This is a genomic window from Catenovulum sediminis, assembly GCF_007289895.1.
Lineage (GTDB): Bacteria > Pseudomonadota > Gammaproteobacteria > Enterobacterales > Alteromonadaceae > Catenovulum > Catenovulum sediminis.
The window spans coordinates 3165791-3191289 of record NZ_CP041660.1 but is presented as its reverse complement, the minus strand read 5'-3'; the positions used below and the strand labels follow the sequence as shown (position 1 = coordinate 3191289).

Sequence of the window (25499 nt, the reverse complement as noted above, 5' to 3'; positions counted from 1 at the left end):
CAAGCATTTATTTCGGGTTTTAGCATGTTTAAACGTTTTACAGTTATTGCATTTGCATTACTAATGACTGGTTGTCAGCATATCTCAAATATAGAAAATTCTATTGCCAGTAAACTTACCAGTGAGCCAAATAATTTAACACATGAAGATTTTATTGCGGTTGAAACGGACAATGATGAAATTTTTTATGATATCAGTCGAGTTTCACCTACTCAGGAAGCTGATCCCTTATCTGAGCACCAAGTCGTATATGGTGATATTTGGAAACGCATTCAAAGTCAGCTTCATTTGCCAATTGCTGAAAATAGAAGGCTTAAAATCCAACGAGCTTGGTATGCCAATCACCCTGAATATTTGAATCGTGTTGCCAAACGTGCAGAACCTTTTTTGTATTATATTGTTGAAGAAATTGAAAAACGCGAGTTACCTATGGAACTTGCGCTGTTACCCATTGTAGAAAGTGCATTTGATCCTTTTGCTTATTCACACGGGCGGGCATCTGGTTTATGGCAGTTTGTACCAGGCACTGCTGAACGCTTCGGTTTAGCGCAAAACTGGTGGTATGATGGCCGGCGTGATGTTATTGCGGCGACTAAAGCGGCTTTAGACTACCTTGAAAAACTTCACCAGCAATTTGATGGCAATTGGTTACACGCACTGGCTGCTTATAATTCTGGTGAAGGCAGAGTCGCACGTGCAATTCAAAAAAATTATCGAGCAGGTGAAAACATTGATTTTTGGTCATTGGAATTACCCAAAGAAACCGATGCGTACGTGCCCAAATTACTAGCATTGGCGGATATTGTAAAACGCCCTCATAAATTTAATATTCAACTGTACAGTATCGCAAATGTGCAGATTATGGACATTGTGGAAACAGAGCATCAGATTGATTTAGCGCTTGCTGCCGATATGGCGGGTCTTCATATCAATGAATTACATGCTTTAAACCCCGGATATAACCGTTGGGCGACCGCTCCAGACGGCCCTCACCGATTTTTATTACCACTTGAAAATGCACAAAAACTGGCACAAACAATTTCTAATAAAGCACCTGAAGAGCTGATAACTTGGCAAAGATACCAGATAAAATCAGGTGACACTCTAAGTACTATTGCACAAGCTCATCAAACAACGGTAGACACAATTAAAACGGCTAACAAAATAAAAGGCCATACGATTCGCCGTGGCGACTATTTGTTAATTCCAACTTCTGCAGTACATACAAAAGAGTACAAATTAAGTGCACAACAAAGAGTCCTTGCTAAACAAAGTGCCTATGAAGGCTCAAGCATTGATTACACGGTCAAAAAAGGCGACACCTTCTGGGATATCAGTAAAGCGCATAAAGTAAATGTGCGAGACTTAGCAAAGTGGAATAGTATGGCACCGGGAGATCCGATTTACCCAGGACAAAAACTGAAAATTAAAGTGTCAGACAGTCAAGTAGGTGTGTTATCCGATGCACCAACCACCCGCAAAGTAAAATACAAAGTAAGACGCGGTGATTCACTTGCCCGAATTGCGCAAAAGTTTAAAGTCAGTATTTCTGATATTGAAAGCTGGAATAAAATAAGCCGTCGTAATTATCTGCAGCCAGGGCAAATGTTAAATTTGCATGTAGATGTCACTCAAATCTAATGTGACCTACTTAAATCAGCGGTAAGACTACCAGCACTAAGACGAAAAAGGGGAACAACCAGTTCCCCTTTTAAAATCAATACCGAGCCCCTTTAACGAAACAATACTTTTTCCTGACTAAACCAATATACGCAAAAGCTCAGCATGATGCAGGCAAGTAAAAATTGACTGCCCCACACGATAGACAACAAAAAACCATCAGCTTGGCCTTTTAATATATCTTTTATCGACAATGCCACATTACTGATTGGAACCAAAGCCCATTGCCAGTTCAGATCAATACCCGGTAACATTGCGACGATCAAGGGGACAAAAATAAAAAAGCTTAAAGGCGCCATAAAATTTTGCGCTTCCTTAAAGTTTTTAGCGTAAATAGAGATGCATAAAACCATTGCAGAAACTAAAAGCACAACAGGTAACATCATAAATAAAGCAAGCATTAAGTCGCTTACACCCAAAGTGCCGACAATTTTAACGATAATTTCGACGGCTAAGCCTTGTGCAAAAATAAAACTCCATAGCGCTAAACTGACAATCGCACTCAATGCGGCAATAAATGATGCTGTAAAAATAGTAAAAAACTTGCCTAACACCAAATCGATTCGTTTTACCGGCGCTATCATGAGCGACTCTAACGTGCCCCGCTCTTTCTCACCGGCAGCTAAGTCAATAGCCGGATAGATTGCCCCCAATAAACACAGTGGTAATAATATATACGCGACTAAACCACCCAGTTTACTGCCTAAACTTTCTTTTTCTGGCGCTATGTCCTGCTTTTGCAGGACCACGGGTTGTAAAATGCCGTCAATTTGATTTTTATCCACCCCAAAAGAGATTAATTTACTTTGTGTTAAGCTCTGATTAAACTCTCTAATTAAATGGTCAATTCGATACGATGCAGAGTTAATACCACTGGCGTTGTTAAAATATAAATACCAAGTGTTTTGTTGTGTCGATTGCGCATTGACTGAAAAATGGTCATTTATCTGAAGCCAAAAATCCAGTTTTCCGTCTTGAATAAGCTTTTTGATGTCGGCATCTTGCAACTGTGTTGCATTGCCTAAAGATTCAGCTTGATATGCTTGCAAATTGTTTTGCGCTGCCAATTTTTCCAGTATTGGGTTATCCGCTTCTGCACCACTCACGAAATACGTCAATGTTTTTTCCTGTTCTGCCTTGACTGTTTTGGCTGCAAATACGGCTAACGCGCCAAATATGGCAGGAAAAATCAACAAAGGTAACAAAATCATAAATACGAGTGTTTTTTTATCGCGAATCAGCTCTAGCATTTCCTTTTGATAAACTGCTTTAATCATGTGCAACCTCCATATGTTGCAACACCGCATCAAACAAAGAGTCGGATTGACTGTGTTGCATTAACTGTTGTATGTCACCAGAAAATCGAACCTGCCCCTGTTCAACAATATATATTCTTTGGCACAAACGCTCGACTTCAGCTAAATCATGGGTAGAAAATATGACGCCAACCCCTTCGTTTTTTAACGTTTCAATAAAGTTTAGAATGACTTCTCTGGCTCGAATATCCAATCCTGTTGTAGGTTCATCCAAAATCACAAAGTCGGGATTGTGGAGCACAGCTCTAGCAATTGCTACTTTTTGTTTCATACCGGTAGAATAATCGTCAAACCGACGATGAATAAAATCCTGCATGTTCAGCTTTTTTATCAATGTGTCGATACGAACTTTGCCTTGTGCTTTATCCAGCCCGTACAAATTGCTGAAATATTGTAAGTTTTCGTATCCACTCAGTCGCGCATATAGCCCTGTTGTGCCCGACAAAAAACCAATTGACTTACGATATTTCAGCTTATTTTGCTTTATTTCTTGGCCATTTAATTTAATTTGTCCACTATCGGCTGCTAAAGCCGTCGACAAAACACGCAATAATGTTGTTTTACCCGCACCGTTAGCCCCCAGTAGAGCGACCACCTCTGCGGCTTTGCAATTTATAGAAACGTTTTTTAAGGCATAAAAAAATCGACCGGAAACTCTCGGATCATCCGCACAAAGCTGATTGCTTTGTTTAGCATCTTTTAACCGAAACCGCTTGTTTATGTTGTCTAGTTCTAACATCACACTTCCTTAGTGAATTTTGATTCGCTTATGTTAAACTTCTAAACCATTAAAAAACAAATAAATTCAATTATGAACAACTTTTTTTCATTGTTACATGAGCTTATTATCCGCCCCAGACACGGATTTACATTGATTCAAAATAATTCAGTTCCAAGCTGGCCCGCATTTTTATTAATTGTTCTTTCGCTACAACTTTTTTGGTGGCTATATTTTTCGCAAGTAGATATGCAATGGCTCATTCAATACACCATTGATATCAATTTAGGTCAATCGACGCCGGCAGAAAAGGCACAATTAGCCGAGCAGCTAACGCCGGAAGTTATTCGTTATACCAGCTCATTTGGTAGCTTACTAATGCTGTTACTACAGGGTTTACTGGTTGCGAGTTATCTAAATATCGCAACTAAATTAGACCCAGAGAATACTGACACTTTTACCAATTGGTTTGGCTTTTATTGGTGGATACAATTACCCGTTGTTTTGCAGCTGCTTTTTTCAACAATGTTGTTGTTGGTTACCGATGCCAGTCAAACGACTTTGTACGAATTACAAATCACCTCTTTAAATCAAATATTGGCACTACAGCCGGGGGATAAATTTTATTCTTTTGCTGCTAGTTTTGATTTGTTTGGTTTATGGTCATTTGTTTTAATGTTTTATGGTTTATCGGTCAAGACACAACTTAAAACCTCTACACTTGCCAATATTTGTGTGATTCCACTGATTGCTATGATCACCTTTAGTTTAGTTTTCAGCTAAACTAAAGGTCAGTGTGATTTTATGATGGTTATTGACTAAACGGGCTCTGATTCAGGGCCGCAGATAAAGGTTTCATGCGGGTCGACCAAAACATGATCTTTCATGCCTTCTCGCCCTAATAACATTAAATAAGTCATGTCAGAGCGGTCAGTTAAGGTAATTTGAATGGGCCATTCGCGATTACCAATCTGAAATAACGTTTCTATTACATATCTTTGCTGGCGCGTACCATTTGAGCTTTTAACCCAACGCACATCTTTTAACGGTGCTTCTGCTTTGACTGTTTCATCTACGTTATACAAATTCGGATGAATATCAAAAGTGACCCAAGGCTTGCCTTTGCGCTTAACCGATTTAATATTATCCACGTGCAACGATGATGTTTGCGCGCCGGTATCTATTCTAATTTTCAGATCGCTTATACCTAATTCTGGCAAGTTACAGATTTCTAATGCACCAATTAATAGCTTACTGCGGATCATGGATTATTCTCCGGTTGAATAATAACGGCCTTTTGAAAGACTAAACTGTTTGGGTAAGTTGATAATTGTTTCGAATCATCCGTTAATATCACATGAAATAAGGTAATTTCTTTTATTCGACCACTGATACTATTTTCACCATCGACGATTTTAACAGTGTCACCCACTTTGTAAGGAAAAAAGAAATAAACAATAATGCTGGCAGTGACATTGCTTAATATCGACCACTGCGCAAAAAACGCTACACCAATTACCGCAAATGCAGACGAAAAAAATATCGCCAAGTGACTGTAGTCAATCCCCAAAGATAAACTAACCATGATAAAAGTTACACCTGCCAATGCGATGTTAATGACAGTGCGTACATAATGTATACGTTTTAAATCGATTTTCTTTTCTGCACCTATTTTTTCAACGAATTGGTTAGAGGTTTTTTTTACTAACCAAAAGCCGGCAATAAGTGCTATTGCAATTAAAAAGCTTACACCTGTCATTGTACTAAACTCGTATAATCGTCCGGTAAAAATGTATCGCTCATCAACTCGACTTCTTCACCCACATTATCCACTTTTCTAAAGGCTGCAATATGGTACATTGCCTCGCCCTCATGTACTAAAGGTATATTTGATTGACCAATGACGATACCTGAAAAAGGCGCTTTTAGTTCAATTGTATTGTCACCTAATGGATCGCCTATTTCGGCTATTACATCACCTTTTTCAACAGAATCGCCCAATCTGGCTTTAACGCTGACAATGCCGCTCGAGTTAGCTCGTATCCAGTTACTTGATCGAGCGACATAAGGTTCTAGCGCTTTGCTCGTGCGCGATTTTCTGATCATCTGTAAATGCGCCAGTACATTTAAAATACCAGAGACACCCGCTTGAATAGACAACTCGTCAAACCGCAATGCTTCTCCCGCTTCGTACAGAAGTACTTTACACCCCATCTCTCCAGCCGCGCCACGCAATGAACCGTCACGAATATTTGAATTTAATAATACCGGCACACCAAAAGCCCTTGCCATCGCAAGCGTTTCTTCATCATCTAAATCAGCTCGGATTTGTGGTAAATTAGAACGATGTATCGCCCCAGTATGCAAGTCAATTCCATAATTACATTTGCTGACAATTTCCTGCAAAAACAAATGCGCTAATCTTCCAGCTAACGAACCTTTTGATGTTCCGGGAAAAGATCGATTTAAATCACGCCTGTCTGGTAAATAACGGCTTTGATTAAGCACGCCAAGCACATTGAGTATAGGTATTAATATTAGCGTACCTTTTAATGTGTTAAGCTGCTTTTTTGTTAACAACCGCCGAATAATTTCTATACCGTTTAACTCATCACCATGAATAGCAGCGCTGATAAATACAGTAGGCCCTTTCCTTTTACCTCGAATGATTCTAACCGGGATATTTGTTTCAACATCTGTGTATAAGCGAGCAGCCGGTATTTCTATGGTTTTACTTTCGCCCGCCTTAACTTCTACACCGGCAACCTCAAAAGGTTCCACCATTAACCTTTACCTCGTGTACGTGTTGCATATGGTTTGGCATTTTTTTCAATATGCTGAATCACCATTTGAGCAACATCTTTACCTGTCGCGGTTTCAATACCCTCTAAACCAGGTGAAGAGTTAACTTCCATAACAACAGGGCCTCGGTTTGAACGCAGAATATCTACACCGCAGATACCCAAACCCATTATTTTTGCCGCATTCACAGCTGTCGCTCTTTCTTCTTTTGATAAGCGCACAATCTCTGCGCTGCCGCCTCGGTGTAAATTCGATCTAAACTCACCATTAGCCGCTTGTCGTTTCATTGCCGCAACCACTTTATCGCCAATGACGAAACACCGAATATCTGCACCACCCGCTTCTTTTATGAACTCTTGTACCAGTATATTGGCATTAAGCCCCATAAACGCTTCAATAATGCTCTCCGCTGCTTTTTCAGTGTCTGCCAAAACAACGCCAATTCCTTGTGTACCTTCCAATAGTTTTATAACGACAGGGGCACCACCAACATTCGCAATTAAATCTTGGATATTGTCTGGATGCCTTGCAAAACCGGTCTTCGGTAGGCCAACTCCTTTTCGCGATAAAAGCTGTAGCGAACGAAGCTTATCCCGAGAACGGCTAATTGCAACTGACTCATTAACTGAAAAAGTCCCCATCATCTCGAACTGCCTTACAACCGCGGTACCATAAAATGTAATAGATGCACCAATTCTAGGGATAATCGCATCAAACCAAGGCAATGCTTCACCTTTGTACCTGACTGCTGGCTTATTACTGGTAATATCCATATAACAATGCAGGGTATCTATAATCGATATCTCGTGTCCAAGCGCTTCCCCCGCTTCTTTTAATCGACGCGTAGAGTATAAATTTGAGTTACGCGATAAAATCGCAATTTTCATTGTGAGATCCTTAATTTGCTCTGCTTAAATTTGCTTACTTCAACTTGAATATGAGTACCGTAAGAATTTACGCCTAAGAATGGGTGCAAAAAACGCCGCTATAATTACACTAAACAGACAAAGCGCAAGCTTTTTCTTAATAACAAAAAGCTATATAAATCAGCACTTTTTGTTTATTTAGTTTAAAGTCTAGACGCTAATAAAGTTCTCGCAATGTTTGTGCAATAATTTTAACCGCTTTCTCTATAATTTCGTCACTCTGACAATAGGACAAACGCAAACATTGTTGCTTATGACGCCATGCTTCTTTAAGCGCAAAAAAGAAAGGTTCGCCGTCCATTACGAGCACCCCTTTTTCTTTCAATAAAAGATATAGCTGACTGGATGGGATAGGTAAATCTTCAAACCACAGCCAAATAAAAAATGCCCCTTCTGGTTGATGAATTCGATACTTAATTCCGCTGAAATTTTGACGTATCGCATTTAACATTGTCTCGCGCTTATTTTTATAAAATGGCAGTAATGTTTCTTTGCAAACACTATCGAGTTTATTGTCTTGCAATAATTTAACCATCAATTCAGGCCCTAAATTACCATTTGCTAAACTCATGATGGTGTTTACATTGACAAATTTTTCTATCATTTCTTCACTTGCTATCACAATACCCGTTCGGCACGCGGGTAAACCAAGTTTTGATAAACTAAATACGTAAATCGTATTTTCATCAAACGGCGTTAATGTGTCTTGATACACTAGGTTTGGAAAAGGTGCACCATAAGCACAATCGATAATTAGCGGAATATTTTGATTATGTGCAATCGTGGATAAGCGCAATATTTCGGCTTCGGTCACCACATTGCCAGTCGGGTTGGTTGGTCGCGATACACAGATGGCTGCAGTTTGTGCATTGACCTCTAAATTGTCAAAATCGATAACATATTTAAATAGATCGGCGCCCTGTTTTTTTATTTTAGGTTTACACGCTTTAAAGTAATCATCCGCCAAAGCTTGATCGCTATACCCTAAATATTCAGGGACAAGCGGAAATAAAAAGTGCTTTTTATCCCCATCGGTTTGACCCGCCAGCATATTAATTAAAATAAAAAATGCTGATTGGCTGCCATTGGACAAGGCAATATTTTTTGGACCAATAGGCCATCCGTGTTTCGCTTGAAAATAAGCGGCCAATGCTTCAATTAACGTTTCAGAACCTTGCGGAGACTGGTAAACACCTAAAACCCGATGCAATGCTTCAGGTGAATGGGCTATATCGTTTAAATATTCAGCCATCAAATTTTCAAACTGTGTAATTTGTGCCGGGTTTCCACCACCCAAAAACAACAGATTTGGATTGACATTGAGTGCCTCACCTAAATCTTTCATTAATTCGACGATGCCGGAGTCTTTACTTAACTGTGAACCTAAATCTGAAAGCTTCATATCTACCTTTTTTATTTACGCCTTTTTACTTTTACGTGTTATTATTGCGCTTTGATGCGTTGGCCATTAGTTTACTGAACAAAACGCTACCAAGTACACCATCCTAAATCTTTTATCACTGCATTCTTAACTCTGCGGTGATTGTACTTATTGGTTAAAGTGAAATTGGCCTGCTGAGTATTTACCAAGTATAACCTTAAAACGGTTATTAGGAGTTTGAAGTGAAAGCTAAAGTTGCCGTTATCATGGGCTCAAGAAGCGACTGGAGCACGATGAAGAATGCTGCAGATGTTATGGACGCACTAAATGTTCCATATGTAGTTGAAGTTGTATCTGCGCACAGAACACCAGATAAATTAATGAACTTTTCTGCCAGTGCGGCTGAAAATGGTTTTGAAGTTATCATTGCCGGTGCTGGCGGTGCAGCCCACTTGCCGGGTATGGTTGCTTCTAAAACCCGATTGCCTGTGCTGGGTGTACCGGTTCAAAGTAAAGCGTTAAACGGTATGGATAGTTTGTTATCTATTGTACAGATGCCTAAAGGTGTCGCTGTCGGTACATTAGCGATTGGTGATGCTGGTGCATACAATGCAGGCCTTTTCGCCTGTCAGATTTTGGCAAATAATGATGCCGATTTAGCCGGTAGAATTGAAGCTTTTCGCAACAATCAAACTGAAACAGTTTTAGCAAATTCGGATCCAAGAGAGTCTGTTTAATGTCTGGTTATTTTGATCAAACCGTTTGGGTACTAGGGGCCGGTCAACTCGGCGCAATGCTGTCGCACGCGGCTTACCCGCTCGGGGTAAATGTAAACCCTGTCGATATTGACGCACAAACCCTACCCCAGCCGGGAAAAAATGATATTGTGACTGCCGAACGCGAGCAGTGGCCTGAAACCCCCGTTACCAATATATTGGCAGCACATCAAAACTTTGCCAATAAAAACTTTTTTGCCACAATTGCAGATCGCTTTCAGCAAAAATCTTTATTAGATAAATTGTCGCTAGCAACGGCCCCATGGCAGTTAGTTTGTGACGAAACAAACGAAAGTCAACTGCATCAAAAGTTAGGTGAGCGTGTCCTTCTAAAACGCCGTATGGGTGGTTATGATGGCCGTGGACAACACTGGTTAAAACAAGCTGAAAATAGCCAAATTCCAAATGATTGGCATAACAATGCCATCGCGGAAAAGGCAATTGCTTTTGACGAAGAGATATCGCTTATTGGTGTAAGGGATAAAAACGGCCAATGTTATTTTTACCCATTGACTTTAAATTTACACCAAAATGGTATTTTAACCGCCTCGGTTAGCCCTCTTGAGCGCTTGAATAAATACCAACCCGTCGCTGAAAAAATGCTGACCACATTAATGGACGCAGTTGAATATGTCGGTGTAATGGCGATGGAATGTTTCCGCGTAGGTGATGATATTCTAATAAATGAAATTGCGCCTCGTGTGCACAACAGTGGCCACTGGACACAAGCTGGCTCAAATATCAGCCAGTTTGAAAGCCACATTCGCTGTGTCACTGGCTTGCCGATGATACAACCCAGTGTGAGAAATAAAAATTTCATGATTAATCTGATTGGCTGCGATCTAGATGCGCGCTGGTTAGCCGTGGAAGGTTCAGAACTATTTTGGTATCAAAAAGAAGTTCGCCCTGGCAGAAAAGTCGGTCATATTAATTTTAGTAAAACGGGTGAGAAAAATATCCGCACCGCTCTTGAACAAATGGAACCTTTGTTACCAGAGCGCTATCAAGAAACCATTGCTTGGTTAACTAAAGAGTTATTAGGTTAAGCCTTTAAATTAATTTGCATATCAGCCAGATTCAGTTATGAATCTGGCTATCACCTTCTTCAAATCTTCAGTTAATGAATTGATTTTACGTGATTGCTCAAGTGTCTGCTCAGCGCTATTTAAATTTGTATTAGAAATATCTGCAATTTGACTGACTGCTCTAGTCATTTCAGATATTGCCGCACGTTGCTCGCTTATTGATGATTGTGCGCTACTAAACTCCTGTCTTGTTTGTGTAATTTCGTGGTTAATTGTCTGCATCGATTTATCTAAGGTTTCAATGCTACTGCACACTTGATTGCTAATTTTTATTCCGGTTTGCATAGAATTAAATGAAGAATCTATATCGTTTTGAATTTCAGCAATAATCTTTTGAATCTGAATAGTCGAATTTTGCGTACGTGACGCTAATTCGCGAACTTCATCCGCAACGACGGCAAACCCTCGACCTTGCTCACCCGCGCGGGCTGACTCAATCGCCGCGTTAAGGGCCAACAAATTAGTTTGCTCTGCTATTTTTTCAATTGTCTCTACTATATTGTCGATTTCACTTGAGCGCAGTTTTAACTGATTAATCCGTTCTCCAGAATGACAAGCTTGTTGGTTTAATTGCTCTACAAGCTGCTTAGTATGCTGGCTATTTTTACGACTCTCTACAACCTCATTGTTGGTATCTTGCATGTGGTTAGAAAAAACCTCTAATTTATCAGCTACATCTGTTGCCTGTAATTCGACTGCTTGAGCGTTCATTTTACTGGATTCAACTAAATGAACCGACTTTCTCAGTTGCTGACTTAATTTGTGCGTATCGTCATTTGCATATTCGACAGCTGAACTCAATTGACTCGAGGTATCGCGAATTAAAGTTACCAGTGTACGCAAACTATCCGTCATTTTGTTAATATCGGCAGATAACTTGCCCATTTCATCATCTACGCGAATTCGTAAACTGCGTGTTAAATCTCCATTCGCTATCGCTGAAACCACTTTCCCCATCCCTTGTAATGGTCTAATAATAGCTTGCATGGTTAACCAATAAGTTATGGCTGCTACAAGTAAACTAATCACCAGCGCAATAATACCTGTGCTGTATGCATCATTAACTGTGTTTCCAACTGCTGTTTGTATATTTTGCATTGCATTTTCGGCGTCAGCTTTAACTCGCTCTGCAAATTGCAGAGCCGTATTTACCTGCGCTTCACTTGTTTGGTGGAGTGATTTTTGTTTTGTCGAGGCTTTGATCAAATTGCTTCGAATCGCAATTAACCCTGTTTGTGCGGTGAGCAAAGCAAATGCTTTTTCCTTTTGCTCTCCCACATTTGTAATAGCGTCACTGTGCATGTTGGGATCTAAGTTTCGAAATAGATAATCCATCTTGATTGCAAAATCTTTCAATGCAAAACTTAAAGTTTCCTCTAAATGCGTCAATGTTTCCTGCTTTTGCGCATTGTAAATTTCCCTACCAATTCCAATAATAGTATACAAAGTGGTGTCTAACTGATTGGTCATACCTTCAATGCGCTCAGCATCCTCACCATTATCCGCATAGGCGATATCTAGCAACAAAGCACCCAATTCATCGGCCTGCTGCTCAAAACTTAGAAGTTTTTCATCAAGCTCTTGATACAGTGCAAATGTACGTGAGGTGTTTGAAAACAAGCTTTCTGCACTGTTGGCAAAACTATTTGCCGCGCTACTGAGTTTTTGTATAACCGATTGCGTTTGCGAAGATAGTTTATATTGGCTAAAACGCTGCAGCTGTCTGTTAAAATCGTTTTTTAATACGCCATAATCTCTCCTAATTTCTGACAGTTTTTGCTCATCGTCTACTGCCAGACTGGCGGAGCTTATTTTTATTTGTTGCAATAACAACACCTGTAAGTTTGCTGTCTCTTGCTGCAATTTTACAGCATTGTTCTGCTTCTCAACTGCCAAAGACTGCACTTGCGACAGTTTATTTAACGAAAATAAGCTTAAACCGATTATTAAGATAAGATAAACAACGGTACTTATTATTAAATTTTGTTTTAAACTAAAATTTACCACAATGTCCCTTAGCCAACAGAAAAGGTATACTCATTATCAGCCTAGGTTATTTTTCAGAGTAATCAAATAGGTACACAATAATACTGTTCAGACTTTCAAATAATAAGGCCAGCCATATGAGTGAGACAAACGCACAAGGTGAATTAATCCTTAGAACGCAAGCTATGCCAGCTGATACTAATGCAAATGGTGATATTTTTGGTGGCTGGATTATGTCACAAATGGATATCGCTGGCGGGATGATGGCAAAAGCTGTCGCAAAAAGCCGTACAGTAACGGTTGCTGTTGATTCAATTCGGTTTATTAGCCCAGTTCACGTTGGTGATATATTCAGTTGTTATGGCAGCATATTGCATATTGGTAACACCTCAATGAAAATTAAACTCGAAGTATGGGTTGAACCGGTGTTGCGCAGCAATTTAGCCAGTAAAGAAAGTTTTATTGTATGCGAAGGTGTTTTTACGTATGTTGCAATCGACAATGACGGCAATAAACATAAAGTTGTGCGTGAGGCATAAGTAGAGTGCATGTATTTACCTACGGCTCGCTTATGTATAGTGAAGTTTGGCAACGAGTCGTATCTGAGAAATATCAATCAGAGACAGCTCGTATTTATGGATTTTGCCGAAAAAAAGTAGTCAATGAGCATTACCCGGTCTTAAAACTGCAAGATAATGCAATTTGTCAGGGGCGTCTTTATTTGAACGTCACTCTGACAGATATTCACCGATTAGATGATTTTGAAGGTGAGTATTACGATAGAGTCACTAGACTCGTTAGCTTATCGAATGGTCATCAAGTAAAAGCTCAGGTTTATCTGTTAAATAGCCAGTTTTCACATATTTGCAGCCACCAGAACTGGTCTACAAGTGAATTTGAAAAAACAGGTCTTAACCAGTTTCTTGCACAATACAAAGGGTTTAACCCAGTTTAAAACCGCAATTAATATTATTTATGAACGATATCTACAAAATAACACAAAAACCAGACGCTATTCTTTTCGATATGGATGGTACTATTTTTGACAGCGAGGCTATCTACTGTCAGGCATGGGTCGATACAGCTGACAAATTCGGCCAACATTTTACAGCATCTATGTATGATGATTTTGTCGGTGTGCGCTCGGAAGAGTGTTACCGTATAGCCGCGAAACTATTTGATAGCACGGTTAATATGAATGAATTTATTCGCCAATTGCGCGCGGATATTGAACACAAAAAGCAATTGCACCTGCCGATTAAAAAAGGCTTTGATGGATTTTTCCAACAATGCGTTGCGAGCGGTTTAAAAGTCGGTTTAGTCACCTCATCAAGACAAGCAGCAGTGGCATTCAACTTTGAGCAATTGAGCTACCAGCAGCACTTTTCAGTCATCGTGTGCGCAGAAGACGTTACTCAGCCAAAACCCGCCCCCGAATGCTATATAAAAGCTTGTGAATTAATAGGCAGTCGACCGCAAAATACATTCGTTTTTGAAGATTCTAATCCAGGTGCTTTAGCGGGAATTAATGCCAGTTGTCGCACTATCATTATCCCGGATTATTTACCCATTCATGAAAGTATTCAGGAACAAGCCGAAGCTGTCGTAAGAAGCTTTGATGAGGTTCAGTTAAACTGGCAATAATATTGGACAATCACGCTTACTCATCTCAGCTTCATTGGTTTTTATAGTTTATATTTCAAACAAATATAGCTACTATTAAAGTCTAATCGCTAGGTCGAATAAGCGTGGAGGTTGGCATGGCAGAAATAAACACTAGTAGTACCCAAGTGGCCGGCAGCAATAATGCAGAGCAACTTAGGCAATTACAGAATGAAGAAGTTCAGCGGCAACAACAAAGCGCTGAAGTTGAATCAGCTGAAAATTCAGAGCAGCAATCACAGGTAGAAAATACGCAAGTTGCAACTTCCGGCGAATTACCAGCGCAAGCGATAGAAGACCCAGCAGAAGTCGAGAGAACATTAGCAGAAGCGACACAACAAATTTCTCAAAATGCCTCTTTGGCTCAGGAAGTACAGGCAAATCAGTCAGCGCAAGAGATTCTTAGGCTATAAATTCAGTTAAAGCTTTTATTAAAGGTTTGCCTTTGGCATAAATTATACCTTACAGATAAATGTGGCTTGCTTTTGGGGATACTATGCAAGAACAACTTGCCGAATATCAGTTTCATCAGCTAAATTCAGAGCCGCCAATCAATCGCTTATTGAGGTTGCTTAATATTGGAATTTTTGCTTCACAAAATAAGCAACAGGAACGAATCGTAAAAGTCATCCTGTTATTGAATCGTTCGCTCGAATCAGAAAAATGGCCTGAGTTAGCCGACAACTTAAGCAAGCTATACAGTCACCTGCTCTACCTTACAGAACAGCAGCAATACGATGAGATCCAGCGCATCTTTTTACGTCTCTATAACCAATGGCAAAAAACGACGATTACGAACAAATAAAATTGAGCTAGATCAACTTTCGATACGCATTTTTTCGTGTCAGCAACAAAACTTGATCTAGCGCAATATAATGAATGCTCAGAACCATATATTTACCTCAAGTCACTCGTTATTTAGTAAAGGTAAATATTATGAATGCTATACAAATGTTATTAAACGATCCTGTTGTTTGGGGCTCACTGTTAGGTATTGCCACAGTTATCTCCTTACTGGCTTACTATGTGTGGCTATTTTTAACTAACATAAAAAATGCAGTGCCACCTCAAGAATAACAGGACAAAATATCCTCCATTGTGGTAAATTTCTGTTCCCGAAAATTAACAATGAGTTATGGCTGTGGAATACGATTTTTACCGCTCTGCTGACGGAGAATTTCAAGCAGTATTTACAACAGAACAAGAAGCGTTCGGATATTGGTTTACTGATGAGATTGGCAACAACAGGCACAAAATTGCTGAGCTACTCAATATTGTCACTCAAGTTCAAAAGAAAGATTTGCAACAGCACACCATTCAAGGCGCAACTCATCAGCTCATCATAGACAGAGATGAAGTTCGAGTTATCGACAATGCAAAGCCCCTATCGAATCCAAATACCACACCGGAAGATGACAATGATGATTTTGAGAGCATCGAAGAGAACGATGAGCAAGAAACTGAAGAAGCCATACTCAGTGATGATGCATTAATTTGTGGCTGTGGTTTAGATGACTTTGTGACCGCATTAAAAGCTTGGCTTAGATTCATTAATGAAGATTGACACCTTTTGATAAAGCGCTTAGGCTCAAAAAACAATTAATATTGGAGTAAAACGCTACATGAAGCTGCCTGCAAGCCTCAATTCAATTACCCATAGATACGACGACAAAATTCGTGAAGCGGCTATTCAAGCAGCAAATAGCAGAATCATTCTGGCCGGTAGAAAAGCCAGTGATTTATCAGAAGAAGAACTCGAAGTTATAGTGAAAGAGGAAGAAGACAAAATTCGAGGTCGTATTAAAGAAAAAGGTTTGTTAGCGTTAGCCGCATTATTAGGGTTAGGTTGGTGGGTATAACGTGTTTAATCCATTAATCAGATTTACCATACTGACAACAATATGGCACAAATACAAAGAAAACATTAAGTCAACCATTGCCACTATCCTCGCCCTTATTTTCATTCAGTTAGTTTATCTTGATGTAACCGAATATTTGCAAGTGGCTGAGCAAGTTAATTTATTGGTGTATGCATTAGCTGGAAAGTGGCTATTGGTATTGGCCGTTTTATTAGTCTGGCTGTGGGGATTAAAACCTAAACGAAAAAAAAGCATGAATGATACCCTGCCTATCAACAAAAAAATCAAAACAGAACGAGAAGCTAAACCAGAAAATGACCCATTTGCAAACATACGCAGTAAAAAAAGATTGCGTTCACGCGGTGATGTTTTAATTGAAAGTCATAACAAAAAATAATATATCACTGCACAGCAAGGCGTCGAATCGAGATTAAGTATGATTATTGAAAGCAGATTTAAACCCGCTTGGTGGTTAAAAAACCGTCACTTCCAGACCGGTTGGCAAAAAATTGAACGTAAAAACCTCCCCTGCCCAACTTTAAGCGAAAGAATAGAATTACCCGATCAAGATTTTTTAGATATTCATTGGACTGAAAAACCCAATTTTGATACGACAAAACCAATTGTTGTGGTGTTACACGGGTTAGAAGGGTCCATCAAAAGCGCCTACGCCCGAGGCATGTTAAACGCGATTCGTCAAAAAGGATGGATAGGCTTGTTGTTGCACTTCCGCTCTTGTGGCGGCGTTCCGAATCGCCTCCCCAGAGCTTATCATTCAGGCGAAACGACAGATCTTGCCTATCTTTGCCAATGGCTCAAAGAACGCTACGCACACGCGCCTTTAGCCTGTATTAGCTTTTCATTAGGGGCTAATGTATTGTGTAAATTTGCAGGTGAAAGCGGCCAACAAAACCCATTTGAAGCCGGTGTCGCAATTTGCCCACCACTTGATCTTGCAGCTTGTTGCAGACATATTCAAAAAGGCACGTCGAAAGTTTATCAAAAATACCTATTGGATATGATGCTGGATAATCTGGCGAGAAAGATGCAGAGAGTAAATCTGAACAATCATATAAAGCTTAAAGCAGATGAATTTCGCAAGATCAAAACACTGTGGCAGTTTGACGATCTGGTCACCGCACCCTTGCATGGCTTTTTTAATGCTGCTGACTATTATCAAAAATCCAGTGGTCGCCAGTTCTTGCGTCATATTGAAAAACCAACCTTGATAATTCACTCTAATGACGACCCGTTTTTATCCCCCAAATCGATTCCGCAACGGGATGAATTATCACACAGGGTTACATTTGAAATGAGTGAAAAAGGTGGCCATGTTGGTTATGTTAGCGGCAGTATTCCATTTAAAGGTGAGTACTGGTTAGAAAAACGCAGCATCAATTATATTGAGAATCACTTGCAATACAGATAACAAGCCCGCTAGTTGTCTCACAATATACTGTGCATTTCGTTTCGAACTTATTACCAAATTTAGTATTAACAAATTTAGTAATACTTTATCAATATTAAGACATAAAAAAAGGTTGCCAAGTTGGCAACCTTTTTTATTATGCGTTTAGCTTATTTCTTAAGGCGCAACCAATGCCAACAAGATACCGGCCGCTACAGCAGAGCCCAGTACACCTGCCACATTAGGCCCCATTGCATGCATTAACAAGAAGTTATGTGGGTTAGAGTCTAAACCAACTTTATTAACAACACGCGCTGCCATCGGCACAGCAGAGACGCCTGCAGCACCAATTAATGGGTTAATCTTACCACCACTCAATTTACTCATGAGTTTAGCCATCATAACGCCACTGGCAGTACCAATACTAAAGGCAACCGCACCTAACGCCAAAATACCTAAGGTTTCAACTGTTAAGAAGGCTTCAGCAGATAATTTTGAACCAACAGCCAATCCTAAGAAGATCGTGACGATATTAATCAGTTCGTTTTGTGCTGTTTTGCTCAAACGATCAACAACACCACACTCTCGCATCAAGTTACCTAAACAGAACATACCGACTAATGGCGTTGCTTCTGGTAACAATAGTAAGGTAATAGTCAATACCATCAACGGGAAAACAATTTTTTCCTTTTGTGATACTGGACGCAATTGCTCCATCACAATTTTACGCTCTTTTTCGTTCGTTAAAGCTTTCATGATTGGCGGCTGAATAATGGGTACCAGAGCCATATATGAATAGGCTGCAACAGCAATTGCCCCTAATAAGTCAGGCGCTAACCTCGAAGCCAAAAATATCGCGGTAGGACCATCCGCACCACCAATAATAGCGATTGCTGAGGCATCTGCCAGTGTAAAGTCAAAACCTGGAATTAAGTTCAGTAGAATAGCACCGAACAAGGTTGCAAAAATCCCAGCCTGAGCAGCAGCACCTAATAACAACATTTTAGGGTTAGCTATCAGCGCCCCAAAGTCAGTCATCGCGCCAACACCCATAAATATCAATAAAGGAAAGACACCTGTATCAATACCAATTTTGTATACATAGTACAAAACGCCACCCGGATCACTCAAACCCGCGATTGGAATATTTGTTAAAACTGCCCCAAAACCAATGGGTAGCAATAATAGCGGTTCAAATTTCTTTGAAATCGCCAGATATAGGAGTAAGAAGCCTACTGAAATCATAATCAACTGTTGCCAGTGAAAATTTGCAATCCCAGTTGCGGCCCATAAAGTTGTAATACCGTCCATCGTCTACCCTTATGCCAAGCTAATCATAGGATCACCGGACTGAACCGCATCACCTGTTTTAACATGAACAGAAACGACTTCACCATCTTTAGCAGCTCGAATCTCAGTTTCCATCTTCATTGCTTCCATGATGATAACAACATCACCTGCAGAAACCTGATCTCCTGGATTAACATTCACTTTAAAGATATTACCCGATAGAGGCGCATTTAAAGTTTCTGCTCCTGATACAGATGTAGACTGTGGAACTGTCTCGTCGTTACCACCTTGTCCGCCTTTGATGTCTTTAATTTCACCACTTGGCGCAACATCAACTTCATACACCTTACCATCAACTCTAACACTGTATGATGCTGGACCAGACTGAGATACAGTGGCTTTTGGTGCGGCACTGTCACTGGCGTCGTCAGCAGTTGGGGCTGGCTCAAACGCATCTGGATTGTTACGATTTTCTAAGAACTTCAAGCCAATTTGCGGGAATAGTGCGTAAGTTAATACATCATCTACTTTCTCGTCCGCCAACTTGATAGACTTTTCTTTGGCAAGTACATCTAATTCAGCTGTTAGTTTTTCTAACTCAGGCTCGATTTTATCAGCCGGACGACAAGTAATGGCTTCACCACCGTCTTTTAAAACACGTGCCAATAATTCTTCATTAACCGGTGCAGCAGTTGCACCGTATTCACCTTTTAACACACCAGCCGTTTCTTTAGTAATAGACTTGTAGCGCTCACCCGTGAGGACATTTAATACCGCTTGAGTACCAACAATTTGTGAAGTTGGTGTAACCAATGGGATAAAGCCGAGATCTTCACGAACGCGTGGAATTTCTTTTAAGACTTCATCTAATCGATCCGCTGCACCCTGCTCTTTTAATTGGTTTTCCATGTTTGTCAACATGCCACCAGGTACCTGAGCCGTTAAAATTCTGGCGTCAACACCTTTTAAAGCACCTTCAAAACGCGCATACTTTTTACGTACATCACGGAAATAAGTCGCAATTTCTTCCATTTGCGTTAAATCGATACCGGTATCACGCTCGGTACCTTCAACTATTGCAGCAATGGTTTCAGTAGCGGTATGGCCATATGTCATACTCATTGACGAAACTGCGGTATCTAACATATCAATACCCGCATCAATGGCTTTCATATAAGTAGCGGTGCTTAAACCCGTAGTAGCATGACACTGCATTGCAATGGGTACATCAACTGCTTCTTTAAGCTTGGTCACCATTTCTTCAACCACGTATGGCTTTAATAGACCTGCCATATCTTTGATAAAGATAGAGTGTACACCCATGTCTTCTAGTTGACGTGCCATATCAATCCACATATCCATTGTATGAACTGGGCTTACGGTATAAGACAATGTACCTTGTGCATGTGCCCCAACCTGAATTGCAGCCTTAACCGCAGTTTGTAGATTACGAACGTCATTCATCGCATCAAAAATTCTAAACACGTCAACACCGTTGGTGTGTGCTCGCTCGATGAATTTTTCTACTACATCGTCAGCATAGTGACGATACCCTAATAAATTTTGTCCGCGTAATAACATTTGCTGGCGGGTATTAGGCATTGCTTTTTTCAATTCGCGAATTCGATCCCATGGATCTTCGCCTAAATAACGGATACAAGAATCAAAGGTTGCACCGCCCCAACTTTCTATAGACCAGTAGCCAATTTTATCTAACTTTTCGGCAATAGGTAGCATATCGTCCAGACGAAAACGAGTTGCTAACAAAGATTGATGTGCATCTCTTAATACTACATCAGTAATCGCTAGAGGTTTAGCCATGTGAAGTCTCCTGCTTACTATTTATTGTCTTGACGATATTGGTGTACCGCAGCCGATATGGCAGCGACGACCTTTTTATCTTGAGTTGAATTGGATTTTCTAGAGGTTGGGCGATTTGGTATGTTAACGGATGCGGGAGCTGGTGCATCACTTCCGACCAATTTGGACATTAATTTAATAAGAAAAATTAATATGCCAAGAAACATAAACACCACAACCATACCAACCAAAAGCAGGTTTGCTGCTTCAATTAGTAAAGAGCTTAGATTGTTTTCCATATATCGTCTCTGTTAGTTAAGGACCGCGAACCCAACGGATAGCATGCTATCGTATATAAATCAATCAACCGATTAAAAATAGTTGATTAATTGGGGTCATTTAAACAAAGAAAATAACCAAAAAGTTCAGTTTAATCAAAAAAATATTCAATAATGCTTATTTTGATTAAACATACGTTTACTAACGGTTAATTTCCGCTTTGACGCTAATGATAACAGACATTGCTGCATAAAAGCATTAGCCAAAAATTAGTCAACGCTAAATTTGTTTTTTAGAAGTTAGGTCTCGGTTGTAAACAAATTCAGCGTTTTTTAATTGGAGCTGACTAATATTCAACTCTAAGGTGTATAAATCTTACTTTACCACCTTTACAATCTATTCAACACTGCTCATTTATTATCGTCAACCTTGTGAAGAACATGAGAAGTGGCGCGCGTGGAAGGATTCGAACCTCCGACCATCTGGTTCGTAGCCAGGTACTCTATCCAGCTGAGCTACACGCGCATTATCTGACTTTAGACAACATTTTAAAAAATGGCGCGCGTGGAAGGATTCGAACCTCCGACCATCTGGTTCGTAGCCAGGTACTCTATCCAGCTGAGCTACACGCGCGTCTTTTTTAAAACTTACGAAGTGGCGGTGAGAGAGGGATTCGAACCCTCGATAGGGCTACAAACCCTATACTCCCTTAGCAGGGGAGCGCCTTCAGCCTCTCGGCCATCTCACCGTTTTCGTGGGGCGCATATTAATGATTCTCAGATTTTTGTCAAACCTTTTTCTCAAATAAATTAATGTTTTTTATCAAACCATCAATTTTTAAACAATCTCTGTATAACAGATAATCAATAGATTATTATTCAATCAATCCCTGTTACTGGGCGGCGAATTCGATGTGCCTTTTTATCATTTCTTCAGTTAGTTTTTTATATTGTCTATGTTTTAATCGTGTACAAGATTCTGCAATGCGGTAACTGAATATACTTATCAGTAATGAATTAGGTACATTACTTTCTATCTGATGTATATGTTGTATGTCTGGTGAGTTCTTCTGCAGTAAGTGTTTTGCTAACGAATACCCAAATAACCACTGTAATATTAAATTTAAGATTAATGTAATCACCACAACTTGATAGAAGACGATGAACATATCGGTATAACGTAAGCTTGTTTCCAACTGTAATATGTAGATGCCGTGAATCGCCAAAACAAACAACAAAACAGCAGTGGTAATCATAAGCTCAGTTTTATTGATTAATTGGAACATATATACCTTTAACCACTCGCCGGCTTTTGCAATGCTGTCCTGGTCTTTTGTATACAACATTTTTTCTATTTTTTTTCCCAACATTGCATTCGCTTTAGGCTCTTTTAGCTTGCAATGACTGCATTGTGTTGCTTGTACTAAATTAGTTTCCCCACATTGTGGGCAAATAAACCACTGCATATTAACCTCAGATAAAATTAAACATTAAAAAGAAGATATTTCCGACTTGCGCTCGACCACGCGAAAGTTAGACTAACGCGAATTTTTCTTCAAAAAGCTTTATACCATGTCTGCCAATATATTTCGTCATACTATTAGCAATGCAATTAAAAAAAACCTCGTACCCGGTATCGTTTTACAGTCTTTTGCTGTGATTATCGGTCTGTGTTACTTCTATGTCCCTAGTTGCCAGCCTTATTTTTCTTTGCTGGCCAATCTAAAATATGATCTCGGTCGTGTTTATGCATTTTTTGCAACCGCTTTATTTGGCGGTTTAATTCCTTTTATATACCTAATGACCACTAAACAATTTGCCAATCGCGAAGATTTTATAAAGTTATTTTTGTTTTATTTTCTATTTTGGGGTGTTAAAGGCGTAGAAGTTGATTTGTTTTATCAACTACAAGGCTATTGGTTTGGTTATCAAAATGACTTTATGACTATTGCGACTAAGACGAGTGTTGATCAGTTTATCTACAGTGCATTGTGGGCAGCGCCCAGCATCGCTATCGCTTATTTGTGGATGGAACACGGCTTTTCAATTAAAGAGACTCGTTTAGCGCTAAACCGTACATTTTTAACGCTCACACTTCCCGCGACTATTTTATCTAATTGGCTCGTTTGGATCCCAGCGGTTTCTATTGTTTATTTAATGCCGGCAGATTTGCAAATCCCTTTGTTTAATTTAGTTTTATGTTTTTGGGTGCTCATGCTGGCTGTTTTAAACAAAAAAGCCGATACAGATGTACCGGCTAGTGTATTAACAGAAAAAACGTCAAATAAATAAAGGCTATTTATTTAATCGCTTCTCAATTAAATTATCAACAACGGAAGGATCGGCCAATGTACTTGTATCGCCTAACGATTCATGTTCATTGGCTGCAATTTTGCGCAAAATACGGCGCATAATTTTACCCGACCGTGTTTTAGGCAGCCCAGGTGCCCATTGAATCAAATCAGGACTCGCAATAGGACTTAATTCTGTACGAACCCAATTTCTAAGCTCTTTGACCAATTCATCATTAAATTCAGCACCTTCTACTAATGTCACATAGGCGTAGATGGCTTGACCTTTGATATCATGTGCAAAACCAACAACTGCAGCTTCTGCCACTGTTGGATGTGCGACAAGTGCGCTTTCAATTTCTGCTGTGCCTAATCGATGCCCTGAAACATTTAATACGTCATCTACACGACCCGTTATCCAATAATAGCCATCAGAGTCTCGACGCGCGCCATCACCGGTAAAATACATGTTTTTGTAGGTGCTAAAATAGGTTTGCTCAAAACGTTGGTGATCGCCATAAATAGTACGTGCTTGACCGGGCCATGAATCAAGAATGACTAAATTTCCACTTACCTCACCCTCAAGAATGTTGCCTTGAGCATCAACTATAGCTGGCTTTACGCCAAAAAATGGCCGCGTTGCTGAGCCTGGTTTTAGCTCTATAGCTCCGGGTAGAGGCGTAATCATATGACCACCGGTTTCCGTCTGCCACCAAGTATCCATAATAGGACAATTACTGTTGCCAATATTTTTATAGTACCATCCCCATGCTTCTGGGTTAATTGGTTCCCCGACACTGCCTAAAACCCGCAGACTATCTCTTTTATTGTTGGCAAATGGTTCATCACCTTTTGCCATTAGCGCTCTGATAGCAGTCGGTGCTGTATATAAAATATTGACTTTATGCTTATCCACCACATCCCCGATTCTCCCACAATTTGGGTATGTTGGGACGCCTTCAAAAATCACTTGTGTCGCACCGTTCGCCAAAGGGCCATATACTATGTAACTATGGCCTGTTATCCAACCGACATCGGCAGCACACCAATAAACATCCCCTTCATGGTAATCAAAGACGTATTCATGAGTCATTGCTGCGTAAACCAGATACCCTCCCGTTGTATGTAACACGCCTTTTGGCTGCCCCGTTGAGCCAGATGTATAGAGAATAAATAATGGATCTTCAGCATCCATAATCTCTGGCTCACAGAACGCCGGTAGGTTTTCAGTAAGCTCCCCCGCCCATATATCGACGTTAGATGACCAGTTAATTTCCGCGCCAGTATTTTTATAGACAATGCAGTGCTCAATGCTAGTGACATCTTTACGTGCTAATGCTTCATCAACATTTTTCTTAAGTGGTACATTTTTACCACCTCGGCGACTTTCGTCGGCTGTAATAATCGCCTTCGCATTGCAATTCACGATACGGTCAGCAATTGCATTTGGCGAAAAACCACCAAAGATAACAGAATGCACAGCACCGATACGGGCACAAGCCAACATTGCATAAATCGCTTCACATATCATTGGCATATATATAGCGACGCTGTCACCTTTTTGAATACCTAATTTTTTCAAGCCATTTGCAAGTCGAGCGACATTATCGTGTAACTCCTGATACGTCACTTTAAAATCATTTTCTGGCGAATCCCCTTCCCATATCAAAGCCACCTGATTGGCTTTTTCAGGTAAGTGCCTATCGATACAGTTGTAACAGGCATTTAACTGGCCATCTTCGAACCATTTAATGTTTACCTGCCCTGCTTCATAACTGGTGTTTTTTACTTTGCTATAAGGTTTAATCCAATCTAAGCGCTTTCCCTGCTCCGCCCAAAAACTTTCTGGATTTTCAATTGATTGTTTATACATTGCTTGATAAGTCGCATCGTCAATTTTACAACTTTGTGCGATGTTAGACGGTATTGGGTAACGTTCGTTTATCATAAGTTCTCCATGAAATTTACGCGTGCCTGAGTTCACTTAACATTTTTTAAACATACTACTGTGCGTTAACGGTAGCTGTCGAGACTCAAAAGTCATTTGAAAATAGTTTCAATTAGTTTTGAATATAAACAAGATGAATGATTCCAGCAAATACAATCTCAGCTAAATAACGACTTGTTATCTTCTACCAATGTGCTTTTTTAAAGCATAAAATTATTTATTTGCATCAAATTAATTCAATAAATTAACCTTTTCATTCCAATTTGATCCACAAAAGTGCTTTTTCTGCTATC

General features: G+C 39.9%; 28 protein-coding genes and 3 tRNA genes. 15 read left to right on the top strand and 16 right to left on the bottom strand.

Annotated features, from left to right (window positions below; genetic code table 11):
• The first annotated feature begins 24 nt into the window (after nucleotides 1-24).
• A complete protein-coding gene (locus FNT16_RS13600; protein ID WP_143872084.1) occupies nucleotides 25-1641 on the top strand; it encodes a lytic transglycosylase in 1617 nt (538 codons plus the stop codon).
• Between the two features lie 92 nt (nucleotides 1642-1733).
• On the opposite strand, the gene FNT16_RS13595 is transcribed toward FNT16_RS13600, so the two are convergent.
• Nucleotides 1734-2957, bottom strand: a complete 1224-nt coding sequence (locus tag FNT16_RS13595) for an ABC transporter permease (RefSeq protein WP_143872083.1) — start codon at nucleotides 2955-2957, stop codon at nucleotides 1734-1736.
• Entirely contained in the window at nucleotides 2950-3735 is a 786-nt protein-coding gene (locus tag FNT16_RS13590) for an ABC transporter ATP-binding protein (RefSeq protein ID WP_143872082.1), read from the bottom strand. Before FNT16_RS13590 ends, FNT16_RS13595 begins: the two co-directional genes overlap by 8 nt.
• A gap of 72 nt (nucleotides 3736-3807) precedes the next feature.
• Here FNT16_RS13590 and FNT16_RS13585 point away from each other — a divergent pair, with 72 nt between their 5' ends.
• On the top strand, nucleotides 3808-4497 hold the full coding sequence (locus tag FNT16_RS13585) for a YIP1 family protein (protein ID WP_143872081.1): 690 nt from the start codon (nucleotides 3808-3810) through the stop codon (nucleotides 4495-4497).
• Nucleotides 4498-4532: 35 nt separating this feature from the next.
• Here the strand turns inward: FNT16_RS13585 and FNT16_RS13580 are convergent, their stop codons facing one another.
• The 5 genes from FNT16_RS13580 to FNT16_RS13560 form a co-directional block, all read right to left on the bottom strand.
• A complete protein-coding gene (locus FNT16_RS13580) occupies nucleotides 4533-4979 on the bottom strand; it encodes an ATP-dependent zinc protease family protein (RefSeq protein ID WP_143872080.1) in 447 nt (148 codons plus the stop codon).
• Entirely contained in the window at nucleotides 4976-5473 is a 498-nt protein-coding gene (locus FNT16_RS13575) for a mechanosensitive ion channel domain-containing protein (RefSeq protein ID WP_143872079.1), read from the bottom strand. Before FNT16_RS13575 ends, FNT16_RS13580 begins: the two co-directional genes overlap by 4 nt.
• On the bottom strand, nucleotides 5470-6498 hold the full coding sequence (locus FNT16_RS13570; RefSeq protein WP_221935030.1) for a succinylglutamate desuccinylase/aspartoacylase family protein: 1029 nt from the start codon (nucleotides 6496-6498) through the stop codon (nucleotides 5470-5472). The genes FNT16_RS13575 and FNT16_RS13570 overlap by 4 nt, the downstream gene beginning before the upstream one ends.
• Entirely contained in the window at nucleotides 6498-7403 is a 906-nt protein-coding gene (rimK, locus tag FNT16_RS13565; RefSeq protein ID WP_143872078.1) for a 30S ribosomal protein S6--L-glutamate ligase, read from the bottom strand. Before rimK ends, FNT16_RS13570 begins: the two co-directional genes overlap by 1 nt.
• Nucleotides 7404-7599: 196 nt before the next feature.
• On the bottom strand, nucleotides 7600-8844 hold the full coding sequence (locus FNT16_RS13560; protein ID WP_143872077.1) for a valine--pyruvate transaminase: 1245 nt from the start codon (nucleotides 8842-8844) through the stop codon (nucleotides 7600-7602).
• A gap of 221 nt (nucleotides 8845-9065) precedes the next feature.
• On the opposite strand from FNT16_RS13560, the gene purE reads away from it, so the two are divergent.
• Nucleotides 9066-9560 (top strand): 5-(carboxyamino)imidazole ribonucleotide mutase, encoded by a 495-nt coding sequence (gene purE / locus FNT16_RS13555; protein WP_143872076.1) that lies wholly within the window; start codon nucleotides 9066-9068, stop codon nucleotides 9558-9560.
• The gene (gene purK / locus FNT16_RS13550) at nucleotides 9560-10645 is read left to right on the top strand and encodes a 5-(carboxyamino)imidazole ribonucleotide synthase (RefSeq protein ID WP_143872075.1); all 1086 of its coding nucleotides are present in this window, start codon (nucleotides 9560-9562) and stop codon (nucleotides 10643-10645) included. The genes purE and purK overlap by 1 nt, the downstream gene beginning before the upstream one ends.
• A gap of 21 nt (nucleotides 10646-10666) precedes the next feature.
• Here purK and FNT16_RS13545 read toward each other — a convergent pair whose 3' ends face one another.
• Nucleotides 10667-12691, bottom strand: a complete 2025-nt coding sequence (locus tag FNT16_RS13545; RefSeq protein ID WP_143872074.1) for a methyl-accepting chemotaxis protein — start codon at nucleotides 12689-12691, stop codon at nucleotides 10667-10669.
• Nucleotides 12692-12807: 116 nt separating this feature from the next.
• Here FNT16_RS13545 and FNT16_RS13540 point away from each other — a divergent pair, with 116 nt between their 5' ends.
• The 10 genes from FNT16_RS13540 (at nucleotide 12808) to FNT16_RS13495 (ending at nucleotide 17620) form a co-directional block, all read left to right on the top strand.
• On the top strand, nucleotides 12808-13209 hold the full coding sequence (locus FNT16_RS13540; protein ID WP_143872073.1) for an acyl-CoA thioesterase: 402 nt from the start codon (nucleotides 12808-12810) through the stop codon (nucleotides 13207-13209).
• A 5-nt stretch (nucleotides 13210-13214) separates the two neighbouring features.
• Nucleotides 13215-13625, top strand: coding sequence for a gamma-glutamylcyclotransferase family protein (locus FNT16_RS13535; protein ID WP_281281859.1), 411 nt, complete (start codon nucleotides 13215-13217; stop codon nucleotides 13623-13625).
• A 20-nt stretch (nucleotides 13626-13645) separates the two neighbouring features.
• On the top strand, nucleotides 13646-14314 hold the full coding sequence (locus FNT16_RS13530; protein ID WP_143872071.1) for an HAD family hydrolase: 669 nt from the start codon (nucleotides 13646-13648) through the stop codon (nucleotides 14312-14314).
• A gap of 116 nt (nucleotides 14315-14430) precedes the next feature.
• Entirely contained in the window at nucleotides 14431-14745 is a 315-nt protein-coding gene (locus tag FNT16_RS13525) for a hypothetical protein (protein WP_143872070.1), read from the top strand.
• 83 nt (nucleotides 14746-14828) lie between these two features.
• On the top strand, nucleotides 14829-15137 hold the full coding sequence (locus FNT16_RS13520; protein WP_143872069.1) for a hypothetical protein: 309 nt from the start codon (nucleotides 14829-14831) through the stop codon (nucleotides 15135-15137).
• A 131-nt stretch (nucleotides 15138-15268) separates the two neighbouring features.
• On the top strand, nucleotides 15269-15409 hold the full coding sequence (locus tag FNT16_RS13515; protein ID WP_143872068.1) for a DUF3149 domain-containing protein: 141 nt from the start codon (nucleotides 15269-15271) through the stop codon (nucleotides 15407-15409).
• Nucleotides 15410-15467: 58 nt separating this feature from the next.
• Nucleotides 15468-15896 (top strand): YacL family protein, encoded by a 429-nt coding sequence (locus FNT16_RS13510; protein WP_143872067.1) that lies wholly within the window; start codon nucleotides 15468-15470, stop codon nucleotides 15894-15896.
• A 58-nt stretch (nucleotides 15897-15954) separates the two neighbouring features.
• Complete coding sequence (locus FNT16_RS13505) at nucleotides 15955-16191, top strand: hypothetical protein (RefSeq protein WP_143872066.1); 237 nt, start codon at nucleotides 15955-15957, stop codon at nucleotides 16189-16191.
• A 1-nt stretch (nucleotide 16192) separates the two neighbouring features.
• A complete protein-coding gene (locus FNT16_RS13500; RefSeq protein WP_143872065.1) occupies nucleotides 16193-16588 on the top strand; it encodes a hypothetical protein in 396 nt (131 codons plus the stop codon).
• A gap of 39 nt (nucleotides 16589-16627) precedes the next feature.
• A complete protein-coding gene (locus FNT16_RS13495; protein ID WP_143872064.1) occupies nucleotides 16628-17620 on the top strand; it encodes a hydrolase in 993 nt (330 codons plus the stop codon).
• 156 nt (nucleotides 17621-17776) lie between these two features.
• Here FNT16_RS13495 and FNT16_RS13490 read toward each other — a convergent pair whose 3' ends face one another.
• From FNT16_RS13490 to FNT16_RS13460, 7 genes are all read right to left on the bottom strand, one after another.
• Complete coding sequence (locus FNT16_RS13490; protein WP_143872063.1) at nucleotides 17777-18910, bottom strand: sodium ion-translocating decarboxylase subunit beta; 1134 nt, start codon at nucleotides 18908-18910, stop codon at nucleotides 17777-17779.
• Between the two features lie 9 nt (nucleotides 18911-18919).
• On the bottom strand, nucleotides 18920-20710 hold the full coding sequence (gene oadA, locus FNT16_RS13485; RefSeq protein ID WP_143872062.1) for a sodium-extruding oxaloacetate decarboxylase subunit alpha: 1791 nt from the start codon (nucleotides 20708-20710) through the stop codon (nucleotides 18920-18922).
• Between the two features lie 17 nt (nucleotides 20711-20727).
• Nucleotides 20728-20988 (bottom strand): oxaloacetate decarboxylase subunit gamma, encoded by a 261-nt coding sequence (locus FNT16_RS13480; RefSeq protein ID WP_143872061.1) that lies wholly within the window; start codon nucleotides 20986-20988, stop codon nucleotides 20728-20730.
• Between the two features lie 428 nt (nucleotides 20989-21416).
• Nucleotides 21417-21493: transfer RNA gene (locus FNT16_RS13475), tRNA-Arg, on the bottom strand.
• Nucleotides 21494-21524: 31 nt separating this feature from the next.
• Nucleotides 21525-21601: transfer RNA gene (locus FNT16_RS13470), tRNA-Arg, on the bottom strand.
• A 22-nt stretch (nucleotides 21602-21623) separates the two neighbouring features.
• Nucleotides 21624-21716 (bottom strand) — tRNA-Ser (locus tag FNT16_RS13465).
• A gap of 144 nt (nucleotides 21717-21860) precedes the next feature.
• Nucleotides 21861-22433: a hypothetical protein gene (locus tag FNT16_RS13460; RefSeq protein ID WP_143872060.1), complete on the bottom strand. Its 573-nt coding sequence runs from the start codon at nucleotides 22431-22433 to the stop codon at nucleotides 21861-21863.
• A gap of 106 nt (nucleotides 22434-22539) precedes the next feature.
• On the opposite strand from FNT16_RS13460, the gene FNT16_RS13455 reads away from it, so the two are divergent.
• Complete coding sequence (locus FNT16_RS13455; protein ID WP_143872059.1) at nucleotides 22540-23259, top strand: hypothetical protein; 720 nt, start codon at nucleotides 22540-22542, stop codon at nucleotides 23257-23259.
• Between the two features lie 3 nt (nucleotides 23260-23262).
• On the opposite strand, the gene acs is transcribed toward FNT16_RS13455, so the two are convergent.
• A complete protein-coding gene (gene acs / locus FNT16_RS13450; protein WP_143872058.1) occupies nucleotides 23263-25206 on the bottom strand; it encodes an acetate--CoA ligase in 1944 nt (647 codons plus the stop codon).
• Between the last annotated feature and the right edge of the window lie 293 nt (nucleotides 25207-25499).